The organism is Flavobacterium sp. GSP27 (assembly GCF_003970395.1).
GTDB lineage: Bacteria > Bacteroidota > Bacteroidia > Flavobacteriales > Flavobacteriaceae > Flavobacterium.
Window position 1 is genome coordinate 1 of sequence record NZ_RYDP01000019.1, and the last position, 13,025, is coordinate 13,025.

General features: G+C 34.2%; 9 protein-coding genes and 2 tRNA genes. 6 read left to right on the forward strand and 5 right to left on the reverse strand.

Annotated elements, in window-relative coordinates:
• Positions 1-95: 95 nt before the first annotated feature.
• The gene (locus EKM05_RS13440) at positions 96-1,064 is read right to left on the reverse strand and encodes an App1 family protein (RefSeq protein ID WP_126461942.1); all 969 of its coding nucleotides are present in this window, start codon (positions 1,062-1,064) and stop codon (positions 96-98) included.
• 64 nt (positions 1,065-1,128) lie between these two features.
• Here EKM05_RS13440 and EKM05_RS13445 point away from each other — a divergent pair, with 64 nt between their 5' ends.
• Positions 1,129-2,028, forward strand: a complete 900-nt coding sequence (locus tag EKM05_RS13445) for a diacylglycerol kinase family protein (protein WP_126556103.1) — start codon at positions 1,129-1,131, stop codon at positions 2,026-2,028.
• Here EKM05_RS13445 and EKM05_RS13450 read toward each other — a convergent pair.
• Positions 2,021-3,169 carry a GNAT family N-acetyltransferase gene (locus EKM05_RS13450; protein ID WP_126556106.1) on the reverse strand — a complete coding sequence of 383 codons (1,149 nt, stop codon included), beginning with the start codon at positions 3,167-3,169 and terminating at the stop codon, positions 2,021-2,023. The genes EKM05_RS13445 and EKM05_RS13450 overlap by 8 nt on opposite strands.
• Before the next feature lie 174 nt (positions 3,170-3,343).
• Here EKM05_RS13450 and EKM05_RS13455 point away from each other — a divergent pair, with 174 nt between their 5' ends.
• Positions 3,344-3,619 carry a 4a-hydroxytetrahydrobiopterin dehydratase gene (locus tag EKM05_RS13455; protein ID WP_126556108.1) on the forward strand — a complete coding sequence of 92 codons (276 nt, stop codon included), beginning with the start codon at positions 3,344-3,346 and terminating at the stop codon, positions 3,617-3,619.
• A 333-nt stretch (positions 3,620-3,952) separates the two neighbouring features.
• On the forward strand, positions 3,953-4,807 hold the full coding sequence (locus EKM05_RS13460) for a leucine-rich repeat domain-containing protein (RefSeq protein ID WP_126461956.1): 855 nt from the start codon (positions 3,953-3,955) through the stop codon (positions 4,805-4,807).
• Positions 4,808-5,573: 766 nt separating this feature from the next.
• On the opposite strand, the gene EKM05_RS13465 is transcribed toward EKM05_RS13460, so the two are convergent.
• Positions 5,574-5,646 (reverse strand) — tRNA-Met (locus EKM05_RS13465).
• A gap of 34 nt (positions 5,647-5,680) precedes the next feature.
• Positions 5,681-5,753: transfer RNA gene (locus EKM05_RS13470), tRNA-Met, on the reverse strand.
• 118 nt (positions 5,754-5,871) lie between these two features.
• On the opposite strand from EKM05_RS13470, the gene era reads away from it, so the two are divergent.
• Entirely contained in the window at positions 5,872-6,753 is an 882-nt protein-coding gene (gene era, locus EKM05_RS13475) for a GTPase Era (protein WP_126452863.1), read from the forward strand.
• A 272-nt stretch (positions 6,754-7,025) separates the two neighbouring features.
• Positions 7,026-8,336 carry a ribosome biogenesis GTPase Der gene (der, locus tag EKM05_RS13480; RefSeq protein ID WP_126461959.1) on the forward strand — a complete coding sequence of 437 codons (1,311 nt, stop codon included), beginning with the start codon at positions 7,026-7,028 and terminating at the stop codon, positions 8,334-8,336.
• Between the two features lie 399 nt (positions 8,337-8,735).
• Here der and EKM05_RS13490 read toward each other — a convergent pair whose 3' ends face one another.
• The gene (locus EKM05_RS13490) at positions 8,736-9,488 is read right to left on the reverse strand and encodes a DUF2490 domain-containing protein (RefSeq protein ID WP_126556111.1); all 753 of its coding nucleotides are present in this window, start codon (positions 9,486-9,488) and stop codon (positions 8,736-8,738) included.
• A 639-nt stretch (positions 9,489-10,127) separates the two neighbouring features.
• Between EKM05_RS13490 and EKM05_RS13495 the strand changes: the two genes are divergently transcribed.
• On the forward strand, positions 10,128-12,950 hold the full coding sequence (locus tag EKM05_RS13495) for a T9SS-dependent M36 family metallopeptidase (RefSeq protein WP_126556114.1): 2,823 nt from the start codon (positions 10,128-10,130) through the stop codon (positions 12,948-12,950).
• Positions 12,951-13,025 lie beyond the last annotated feature (75 nt).

A 13,025-nucleotide genomic window follows, 5' to 3' on the forward strand; every position in this document is an offset into this window, starting at 1 on the left:
AAATCCTGTTATAAGCGTTTTTTTATTGTCTAAAAAAGGATGCTAATCAAAATAAGTGAAGTTTTTCAGTGCCCTCCGGTTTTGGAGCTCTTTTTTTATTTAATAATCCCAATAGATTTTGAATGTGCAATAGCTTCACTACTGTTTTTGAAATAACAAATAGAAACTTTTAAGGTTTCTAAATTTTCCATAATTGTAATTATTTTTTCTTTTTTAGAAGTCCCAGTTTGTCGGATATAAACTGCTTTTACGGTAACTGGGAAAATTTTACAAATAGCTTCGTATAAATAGGGGTCATGTTGTGAATCATCCCCTAGAAGTACATACTCTAAATTGGGATAAAACTCTAGAATGTGTTTTATTTTGTCAAACTTGTGGTTGTGATCCCCACTTCCGGTGATGAAAAAATCAGCCAGGCTCGTCTTGATGTCTTTCAGTAATAAAACGGCTTTTGGAAGCTTATGAATTTCAGTGAATTGTATGACAAAACGATACAAATTCCATTCACTGCTGGAAACATAAAAGAACGCATTTAACTCGTGTTTGTTTGTTCTTCCTGCCGAACTCAAGGCTTGATAATGGGTAACTACATCATCAAAAGTTTTTCTTTTATATATGTTTTTAAACAATAAAACATATAATTTTTTTAAAGGATTCAGCGTGTGAGAAACTAAAAAAGTATCATCAATGTCAGAGATGATTCCCAGATTTCCTTTGTGTGGACGAATATAACTGTCTTTGGCCGTAATGGTTTCGTTATTATGAGTAATACTCACTTTATAATCAATCCAGCCATACTTAGAATCCTGATCTAGTGGCACGCAAAACTTAAAATAACCATCATTTAGTGTTCTGGTATGGATTTTGGAATTGTTTTGTTCTAAATACACATCAGCATTTGCTTGTGTCTTTATTTGAAACATTTTGATTACTGAAGTAGCATTTTTAAAGTTCTTTTTTTGAAAATTATATTCTTTAACTGTTGTTGGTTTGAACACATGCCCCATGACAATTAATTCTTGCTCATTAGCGTAGCCACGATATAATTTTAAAATTGGTTTCATTTATTGTAGTACTTTTGATTGGAGATGAATTTAATTAATTTTAATTAATAAAAGAAGATAAAGTTTGAGAAATAACATTATTGTTGTTGTTAATCCTATTTCCGGTGACATTGATAAATCTGAATTTATTGATGCTGTGGCACTTTTTGCTGAAAAAGAAAATTTTAATCCGGTAATTTATAATACCTCGGGAGTAAATGATATTGATAAAATAAAGTTGCTGTATCAAACCTACAAACCACAACGAATTATTATTACAGGGGGTGACGGAACCATAAAAATGGTAGCCGAAGCAATGGAAAATCAAGATGTAATTTTAGGAATTTTACCCGCCGGATCAGCTAATGGATTGGCAGTAGACTTGAATTTACCTGCCACACTTGAGGAAAACTTAGAAATTGCTTTTCACAATGAGTACATGATGATTGATATGATTTCTATTAATGGAAAAAAAAGTGTTCACCTAAGTGATATTGGACTTAATGCAGAATTGATTAAGAACTATGAAAAAAGTACGATTCGGGGAAAACTGGGGTATGCTTTGCAAGCGGTGTCTACTCTGATTGATTTAGATGAGCCTTTTTTTGCCACAATAACAGGTGATTTTCCCACTATTGAATGTGTAGCGAGAATGATTGTTATTGCCAATTCAAAAAAATATGGAACAGGAGTTTCTATTAATCCTAACGGACTAATGGACGATGGGAAATTTGAATTAGTGATCTTGAAAAATTTAGATTTAGTAGTGCTTGGGAAAATTATTACCGGAAATATAACAACAGATGATGCAGAAGATATAGAAATAATATCAGTAAAAAATGCTTTAATCACGACTAGTGTGCCGGTTAGCTTTCAAGTTGACGGTGAATATTGTGGATCCGAAACTAAGCTAAATGTCGAAATTTTACCCAAACACATGAAAGTTGCCGTACCATATACTGATCCAGATTATGGATTTATTTGAACGGATTGCGTTCTTGCCATTTGATTTTAGGTTCTAAATGTTTGAATATCTTTGGCATAAAATGATTGGCAACCCTATTGCTGTGGCCTATTAATCCATACATTTTTATGGGCTTAGCGCCAACAGAACTTTTGATTTCCAAAGCAGTTCTTGCAAAGATAATTTCCTGAAAGCCTTTATTAATTGAATAGGCAATCATGTCATATAACATATTCAGGTACAGCATTTTCTCGCGCTGAACACTTTCATCATATCCCAGAAAGTAGGTATCCATTATGGAACCGTTTTTAATCAAAGTATTGAAACCTATCAGTCTGTCCTTTGAAAAATAACCATAAAAAAGAAATTTGTCTTTGAAAATTTCTTTAAAAATCCTAAAATGATTTTTTGGAAGAAAAAAAGTATTAAAGGGAGCATTTTTAGCCACATGAAGGTACAAATCATAAATCGTTTCTTCCAAGGCAATGATGTCTTCCAGGTGTAATTTTCTTTTTTCAATCTGATCTGCCTTCTTTCTTGCTCTTTTATATTGATCCCGGTATTTTTTTGAAAGAGAGTCAATATAATTTTGTTCTGTTTTCCAGGCTTCATTAATGGTGAAAACCATATTAGGCTGTGTCGAAAACGGATATTCATTTTTGAATTCCGGAATACGGAAGGTTTTGATTTCCTCGCAATTGAAATCTTTGTAGGTGGTAATGTGAATTTTTTTGCCTTTGGATTTAAAGCGTTGTTTTAATTCAGTTACAGCAGTATTCAATACTTGTAAAGCTCTCTTTTTATCAATGGTGTCTAACAAAGCAAAAGAATTTTGTCCGGTTAACATATTGTTGCCAATAACCAGTACATGAGATCCAAAGTTCCTGAAAACAAAATTTCGTACCGCTGTCTTGATACACTTATCGCGTTCTCCAAAAGATTCCAGTTTGTTTAAATCCAGAAATTGGGAAAGCGCAATCCCTACTAAAGTGTCATTTTCAAAGAGTCCAATATAATGACAAATCATGTTCTCAGGGGATGATCTTTCTAAAACATCCAGATATTTTTTGGATAAAAAAACAGTCGAAATCGCCATGTCATCCCAGTTTGAATGGAGCTGCGCAGTAGTAGTATAAATTTTAAAGGAGTATGCTGAATTCAAATTAAAAAGAAATATTTTTCGCCAAAATTAGTTAATAAAGTTAAATTATTTTTCAATATATCAAAATTTACTAACTTTATATTCCTGAAATTTGGATCTTCATAATTGTTTTAATCTGAATATTGTTTTACATCAGCAAGTTACAGGCAGATCAATCCATAAATAAATAAAAGTATGAAAAGGTACACCGAACAATCCATTCAATCAGAGTTGAAAAAATTGAAAGACTGGCAGTATATTAATAATGGAATTGAGAAAAAGTATATGTTCCTGGATTTTACTCAAGCCTTAGGTTTTATAGTTCAAGTAGGAATAAAAGCGGAGAAAAAAAATCATCATCCGGAATTATGCAACGTGTATAATAAAGTAACCATTCGACTGACTACTCATGATGCAGATGGTGTAACGGATAAGGATCTTGATTTGGCAAAAGCCATCGAAGAGCTTTAGGGAATGTAGTTTTATTGTTGTTGTTGTTGTTGTTGTTGTTGAATTTTGAGGTAAATTACTACTCCTATATTTGTGAAATATCCATCCAAAATATACTGCCAGTCAGGTGTTTTGTAATTTATTTTGTCCTGATGAAGCTAAATTTAATTAGAATTGTTCTAAGAAAAAGGAAGTTCAATCATTGACAGAGTATTTATAGAACGCACTCTAAAAAATATTTTGCTGTAAGAGATATCTCTATTTAAAATTATAAAACATGTATTTCATCGGTTTTATTTGCTGATTAACTAGAAACCATCTATTTTAGGAATGTAAAAGACTAAATTTAAAGGGATGAAAAGTGTAACTACTCTGTTTTTAATCATTTTTTTTTCATGTTCAATGTTGGCCGATGTATCTGATCAGGAGAAAGATGCCTTAGTAAAACTGTACCAGTCCACTAGTGGAAGTCAGTGGCATGTCAAGTGGGATTTATCATCACCTGTTACCACTTGGTATGGCATAAAAGTACAAGACGAAAAAGTGATTGCAGTACATCTAGCTGATAATAATTTAGTGGGTGAAATTCCAGCTGAAATTGTTAATCTCGTAGGTCTTCAAGAGTTGGATTTACACAAGAACCAAATATCAGGTTCGATTCCTTTTTTTATTGGAAAATTAAAAGAAATGAAAGTATTGAACCTTTCTTTTAATAAGTTGTCAGGAACAATTCCTTCCTCTATTTGTGAAATGAGTAATTTGAAAGACTTAGAGTTGTATATGAATGCGCTTTCAGGGGAATTGCCCATGCAAATAGGATCCTTGAAACAGTTAGAAATACTATCATTATTTAACAACGAAATTATAGGGGAAATTCCAAATTCTTTATATGATTTAAAAACGTTAAAAATATTGCTCTTAAATAGTAATAAACTTTCGGGAGTATTAAGTAGTGAAGTGGTAAACATGACAGCACTTGAAAATCTTAGTTTATTTGACAACAAAATGAACGGTCAAGTGCCAATAGAATTAGAAAAATTAGAAAATCTTAAAGAAATGAATATTTCATACAATAGATTTAATGGAGTAGTGTCTAAAGATTTAGCAGTTTTAGATGTGTTAAATATGACAATGTTGAATGACAAAGGCGTTGCAGTGCTATTAGAAGTTACGACCAATAGAAACTCAGCTATTGTTTCGGAGGATTAATTTTAAATAAAATAACCGCTTAGTATCTTTTAATAAATTGAATTTAGTTGATTTTGGATAGGTTGATTTTAGTAAACGTAGTTGGTAAAAAACCTGTGTGACTTATCACGCAGGTTTTTTTTAGTTTTAAAATGCTTTACGGATTCGTGTATTAGTTGTCTGTTTTGATCTATTCCTTTTAAATATTTGGGAAGTTTTTTGGATCTCTATTGTTTGAATTTCTTAGTTGTTTTTGGTTATTCTAATGAAAAAACAAATCGGTCAACACCTTTCTTGATGTTTCCATTTCAAAATGAGTTCTCCATTAGTTAGCTTAGACTTATTTCTTTAGTGGATAGGTTTCTTACTCCATGAGGTTCTGTTTTGAAGTTCAAAAAGTAGCATTCCAAAAAATAAATTAAAAACTAAAAAAAGCATATTCTTAAGACAAAAGCCAGTCTGTATTTTCAAATGACCTTTTTTAATTTTCCCCGTGTGTCTTTATCTAACAATTACCTGGCGCTCTTTATCCAGTAATTGTTCCTCGCCTTGTTCTAGTGATTTAAATAAGGAGTTCTCTAAATGCAAATTGACATTTACTTCATACCATCGACCAAGGAATAAAATCTCTTTATAATAGAGCCTTTCGTGCAAGGTCTGATTGCTGTCAATAGAGGAACTTTCCTTGTAGGGCTTGCCATATTTGAGTTAATCTCAGTTTTTATAGGAGTTGAGGAAGGGTTTAAAAATGAAAAAACCCATCAAAATGTTGATGGGTTTCTCTTAGTAGCGGGAACTGGACTCGAACCAGTGACCTTCGGGTTATGAGCCCGACGAGCTGCCTACTGCTCTATCCCGCGATGTGCGTTTGTAATCTCAATACGATTAACTTAGTAGCGGGAACAGGACTCGAACCTGTGACCTTCGGGTTATGAGCCCGACGAGCTGCCTACTGCTCTATCCCGCGTTGTTTCGAGTGCAAATGTACAACCAAATTTAATAAATTCAAACATAAATTTTAAAAAATGTTTTATTTCGTCTATTGACTTGATATGTCTACCTTTGCACAATAAATTATATTAGAAATGTCACATAAAGCAGGTTTTGTAAACATCATAGGAAATCCAAATGTTGGGAAATCAACATTAATGAATGCCTTTGTTGGAGAACGATTGTCCATAATTACTTCAAAAGCACAAACAACACGCCATAGAATTCTTGGAATTGTAAACGGGGAAGATTTTCAATTGATCTTGTCAGATACGCCAGGAATTATAAAGCCTGCCTATGAAATGCAGGCATCTATGATGAATTTTGTGAAGTCTGCTTTTGAAGATGCTGATATCTTGATTTATATGGTCGAAATTGGAGAGCAGGATTTGAAAGATGAAGCTTTCTTTAATAAAATTATTCACGCCACAATCCCGGTTCTGCTTTTATTGAATAAAATTGATACTTCAAACCAAGTACAGCTAGAAGAGCAAGTTGCTTTTTGGGCAGCGAAAGTTCCAAACGCAGAAATTTTTCCAATATCTGCTTTGCAGAATTTTAATGTGCCGGAAGTTTTTGGACGTATCATTGAGTTATTACCGGAATCACCGGCGTATTACCCGAAAGATCAATTGACAGACAAACCAGAACGTTTCTTTGTGAATGAAACCATCCGGGAGAAAATATTATTGAATTATAGTAAAGAAATTCCATACGCTGTAGAAATTGTTACCGAAGAGTTTTTTGAGGATGAAAACATCATCAGAATCCGTTCTTTGATTATGGTGGAGCGCGAAACTCAAAAAGGAATCATCATCGGACATAAAGGAGCTGCTTTGAAGAAAGTAGGAATGGAAGCTCGTGCCGACTTGGAGAAGTTTTTCGGAAAACAAATCCATATTGAATTGTACGTAAAAGTCAACAAAAACTGGCGTAGCAACGTTAATATGTTGAAACGATTTGGGTATAATCAATAAGTTCAGTGTTCAGTTTATTAGCGCTCAGCTCTAAAAACTTTCCGATAAATAATATTAGAATTCGAAATGCCCTAGCCCAGATGGGAACGGCATCCTTTTATGTTTTTCTTTAAAACATAAAAGATAGAGTGGACAGCTGGAAATAGCTCCTAAAAAGGCATTGAAATTTAGTTTGAAGGCGTGCAGTTAGTGTGCTTTTTTGCTGAATACTCAAAACTGGTCACTACAAACTAAAAAAAGCATACCTTTGCAAAATATTTGAAAATAGGATTATGAATAACATTGTTGCGATAGTAGGAAGACCTAATGTAGGGAAATCAACCCTTTTCAATAGGCTGATACAAAGAAGAGAAGCTATTGTAGATTCTGTTTCGGGAGTGACCCGTGACAGAAACTACGGAAAAAGCGAATGGAACGGAAAAGAGTTTTCTGTAATTGATACCGGCGGATACGTGCGTGGTTCTGATGATGTTTTTGAAGGAGAAATCCGTAAACAAGTCGAACTTGCAATAGATGAGGCTGATGTTATCATTTTTGTGGTAGATGTAGAGGAAGGAATTACTCCAATGGATGATGCCGTTGCACGATTGTTGCGTAAGGTGACAAAACCAGTTTTACTGGCTGTAAACAAGGTAGATAATTCCATGCGTGAGAAAGATGCGATTGAGTTTTACAACCTTGGTTTAGGAGAATATTATACATTTGCCAGTATTTCAGGAAGTGGAACTGGTGATTTATTAGATGCATTAATTGATGCTTTTCCTATAAAACCAGAGCCAACTCAGGAAGAAGTTGTATTGCCTCGTTTTGCAGTGGTTGGACGTCCTAATGCTGGAAAATCAAGCTTTATAAATGCTTTAATTGGTAAAGACAGGTATATTGTTACAGATATTGCGGGAACAACTCGGGATGCAATTGATACAAAATTTGACCGTTTTGGTTTCGAATTTAACTTAGTGGATACTGCGGGTATTCGTCGTAAAGCGAAAGTGAAGGAAGATTTAGAGTTTTACTCAGTAATGCGTTCGGTTCGTGCGATTGAGCATGCGGATATTTGCATTTTGATTATTGATGCCACGCGTGGATTTGAAGGTCAGGATCAAAGTATATTCTGGTTGGCTGAGAAAAACCGTAAAGGAGTTGTAATATTAGTAAACAAATGGGATTTAGTCGAAAAAGAAACGATGTCAACTCGGGATTATGAAGCTAAAATCAGAGAAGAATTGATGCCATTTACGGATGTGCCTATTCTTTTTGTTTCGGCTTTGACCAAACAGCGTTTGTTAAAAGCATTAGAAGCAACCGTCAAAGTATTTGAAAACAGAAAACAGCATATTGCAACTTCAAAATTCAACGAATTTATGTTGAAAGTGATTGAAGCCTACCCGCCACCGGCAACAAAAGGGAAGTATGTAAAAATTAAATACTGCATGCAGTTGCCAACACCTACACCACAATTTGTATTTTTTGCTAATATGCCACAATATGTAAAAGAACCATACAAACGTTATCTGGAGAATAAAATTAGAGAAAACTGGGACTTTTCAGGCGTTCCAATCGATATTTATATTAGAGAAAAATAAAAAAAATCCCGATAAAATCGGGATTTTTTTTGCATAAAATGGATTTGAGCAATTAACGTTTTTCTTCTTCAAAAGTTTCCGTAGGATGGTCACTGTACCAATCTTTGAATGTTTTTGTAGTTTTAATCGTCAGTTAGAACGGTATAAACCATAAATAGGATTAATGGTATACTTACGCAATGTCGGATCATTAAAATTGGCAGAGGAATAGTGGTTTGACATAAACCGGCAAATACAAAAACGTAAATGGTGGTAAACCACACGAGTTTAATTGCGAAATTTTTCACGGCTATATCTTTTAATTAAAGACACATCTTAAATTCTAAATATTTAGTTAATATACTTGTAATCAATACTTAAAATATAATTATTTAGTATTTTTGTAAAAATATATACGTACTAATAGTTCTTTCGGTTCTTTTTTTGGAGTCTTATTTTATGCAATATACTGAATCGGATAATATTTCTATTGAAATAATCAATTCCGTTGGATCGCTGCTGAAAACTGTTTAAATAGCCCAATTCTAAAGCAATATTCGGATTAAAACCATATTGCAGAGCGATGTAAATTCGGTTTTGGTCAAACGTATTTTTGATGATTTTTTTTCCAAAATTAACCATTACTTCATCAGATAATATTGCTTTGACAAAGTGTTTTTCTTTTTTCCAAAAGGTATAATCCCCTTGAAGTCTATATCTGAACCTCCATGAAAACGAGGTTCCCGGCGATAAATCAGTCTTGCTAGCGTTATGAATAAAACGTTCTTCTAATTGAAAACGTTGATGGAAAGTTACTTTACCTATGATTTTTTTCCATGTAATGTCTTGTTGCCCTCTATATTCCGGGATTTCAAAATCAAAATTAATTTCAGGAACCTGCGTGTCAACAGAGAAATAAGCAAAACCGACTCCAGTTTCCAGATGATCATTAATTTTATAACGTCCTTGAACACGAATAACATATAAATTTTCAGCAATAGGCTTTACAAAAAGACGATTGTCAAATTCAGAATGCAGAGACCACTTCTCGTTTAACGATAATTGGTTGTAATAGCGTGTCCAAAGAATACTTTGATGATCCACTATTTTGCTGCTTTGTCCTTGGCAGCCCAGTGACACAAATAAAAACAAGATAATTCTAATGGTTTTCACTAAATTTTATTTCAATTAAGGCAAATTTAAACAAAGTCTAGTATTTCTATAGGAGATATTTTATTTTATTTTATGAAATATTTTATGAAATATTTTAAAACTGGTATGCATTCAAAATAAGGTACTAACAATCTGGTTATAATTAAGTGCGTTAATGTTTTTATAAGTAATTCATCAATACTTTTTTACTTCGTTATAGTGCAGGTAAAACTTATGAAAACTTGGGTGTAGAACCTAGTGGTTTTATGTCATTTGTACTCATTGAGGCCAAGTATATAGCTGTTTAACACTGTTGCATTAGATGTGGATAGCATTTTGTAGTCTTCAAAACAGTATAAATCAGTTTGTTTTTAAAAGAAATAAAACTGATAGGTAAGTTTAGACTTTAGTTTTAATCGCTAGAATTTTGAATAGCCTAAAATTGCCTTTTATAAACGTGTACAAATATGTTTTTGGCATTGCTAAAAAATATTTTTTTCTTTTATTTTAGTGTAATAAATTGCTATTTACCTGATTTTTTACGTTTAAATATAAATTATTAGTTTTTTATTTCAAATTATACGCTAAAATTTATTAAATCAAATTTCATAATTTACATTCGTTTTAGATTTGAATTAAGTAATTAAAAATCTGCTAATTATGAAAAACCTTTACTCTGTTTTTTTGTTTTGTTATTTTTTAACACTGAGCACCATAGGTCATGGTCAAGATAAAAAAGATATTATAAAAAACTATCTGCTTGTGAATTTTGCAAGTTTAAATTTATCTGCTACAGATGCCAATCAATTTACCATAACCAGTTATGGGACGCTTAAAAACCCGGATTATCTAATTGCGTATCTGCAACAAGAGGTAGGAGGGGTTAAAATTGCAAATACAGCAGCCACAGTGCTTTTAAAAAACAATGTGGTTACTAGTTTTAAGCATACTTTTGTGAAAAATATATACGGAAACATCAGTAGTAGCAATGCTAGTTTGACCGCAGCTCAGTCCGCACGAAAGGCGATCAGTGAGTTAGGATTGAGCAATACTGCCGGAGTTAGTGTAGTGAATTATGCTACTAAATCAGATCTTAAGCCTTCGGAGCTAGAGACAAGCAATTTTGAAGCTCCATTAAATTATTTTAAGAATTCTACCGGTACTTTCGTATTGTCCTATGAGATTATTGTTAAAGATCCAGCCTCGCATTGGTGGCAAACAAAGATCAATGCTTCTAATGGGACACTTTTAGAGAAATCCGATTTAATGATCAGTTGTAATTTTGATATACCTGTTGTAACTGATGAGAAACCTGTGAATCAAAGGAGTCACAAGAATCACAGCCATAGCTATGAAAAAGACAATCTTTTTTTTAATTTTAAAAAAGATAGTAAAAATGTTATTGTACTCGATTCGAAATCTAATGCAGCACTTTCTGCTACGGATGGATCTAAATACAATGCTTTTCCTTTGGGTGTTGAGACTCCCAATCATGGCAGCAGGACTATGATTAATAATCCAGCACGTATCGGTACACAAAAAACAGGAAGTGCTGTCCCTTCACCGGAAGGCTGGCATGAATTTGGTGGAAAAATAGAATCCAAGACGGTTGGTAATAACGTCCAGTCCTATGAAGATGGGGGCAAGATTAACGGGCCAGCGACCGAAGATTCTTTTGCTGCGCCCAGCAGTATAGGTACGCTGAGTTTTGACTACCCTTTAGATTTAGGCAAGGCTCCGATAGCCTATCAAAAAGCTGCAATTGTCAATTTATTTGTTTGGAACAACTACATGCATGATGTTTCCTATGCCTATGGTTTTGACGAAACGAATGGGAATTTCCAGGAGGGTGATTACGATCGTTTTGCTGGACCTACCAGCGCAACCATTAATGATTGGGATGGAGATGAAGTACAGGCTGAAGCTCAGGACGGTAGTGGGCTTAATAATGCTAATTTTGGTACTTTGATTGATGGATTTGAGCCAACAATGCAAATGTTTTTATGGGGCGCATCTCCTTTTGGGGAGTTTCTTGATGTCATTCCTCCAAGTGCAACTGAACTTCGGAAATCATATGCTTCCGTGCGCTTTCCATTTGTAGCTATTCCTAGAGAAGGGGATCCTTCTATTGACAGCAGATTAGTTCTTGTAGAAGATGACGGGACTCCATGGGTTTCAACTAACTCCACTCCCCCCGGTACACCAGCGCAGAGTCCTGATCCTAGGGATGGATGTACAGCTTATACAGCTGCTGGTGCGGTTGCAGTTAAAGGTAAAATTGCTGTTATCATCCGTGGTAATTGTCCATTTGTTGATAAAATTACAATAGCGCAGGACAATGGTGCTATTGGTGTCATAATCATTAACAACGCTCCAAACGCTGGTCCAGTAAATGGAGGCGGTGTACCATACAAAACGATTACAATCCCCACAGTAGGTTTGTCTTTTGAGGACGGAAAGATATTACTAGACAAAATGGCAACAGAACCTGTTTTCGGTCGGTTAGTTGACAGAGGTCCTCTTGCTAATTTGATCAATAGAGATGGTGATTTGGATCAAGGAATAATTGCTCATGAATATGGGCATGGAATATCAACACGGTTAGTTGGAGGTCGAAATCGTTTTGATTGTTTATTGAGTCAAGCTTATGAAGAGCAAATGGGAGAAGGTTGGTCTGACTTTTTTGGACTTATAATGACCCAAAAAATAAACGATACCCCCGAACAAAAAAGAGGGATTGGAACCTATGTACAGTTTCAGGGTATCGAAGGGCCTGGTATACGTCCTTCTCCATATTCTACTGATATGTCAATCAATGATTATACTTATGCTGATATTGCGAATCCTGCAATAAGCGTACCTCATGGTGTAGGATTTGTTTGGTCAACTATGATTTGGGATATGTATTGGGCTTTTATCGGTAAGTATGGTTTTGATCCGGATATTTATTATGGTACAGGTGGAAATAATATGGCTATCCAATTAGTAATGGATGGTTTAAAATTAATTACATGTGGTAATGTTGGATTTGTAGAGGGAAGAAATTCAATTATACAGGCTGATGCTGTGCTCTATGGTGGTGCAAATGAATGCTTGATACGTGCGGTATTTGCCCGACGAGGGGTTGGGGCTTTAGCGCAACAAGGAACCTCAGAAAGAAGGAATGATCAGGTGGAAGATTTTACTGTTAACGTTCCTTTAATAGGGGTTTGTGGTAATTTAACCCTTTTGGACAACACAGAAATTTTATTCAGCATTTATCCTAATCCAATGAGTTCTGAGCTGTTTATCAGATCAAATAAAAATGCGGGGAAGGCTGTAGTCTCTATATTTGATATGAACGGAAGACAATTAATAGAGTCTAAAATGGACTTAGGTTTCCAATCTAGGGTAGACACGGGTAATCTGGTTCAAGGGGTTTATATTGTCACTATAAAATTAGAAGATGGTACAAGCTACAGTCAGAAGTTAATTAAAAAATAAGAACCTTCAATGGTTTTTTCAATGAGCCTATGTATATTGAACTGCCCTCAAAAAGTTAGTCGCTTTTTTGGGGCA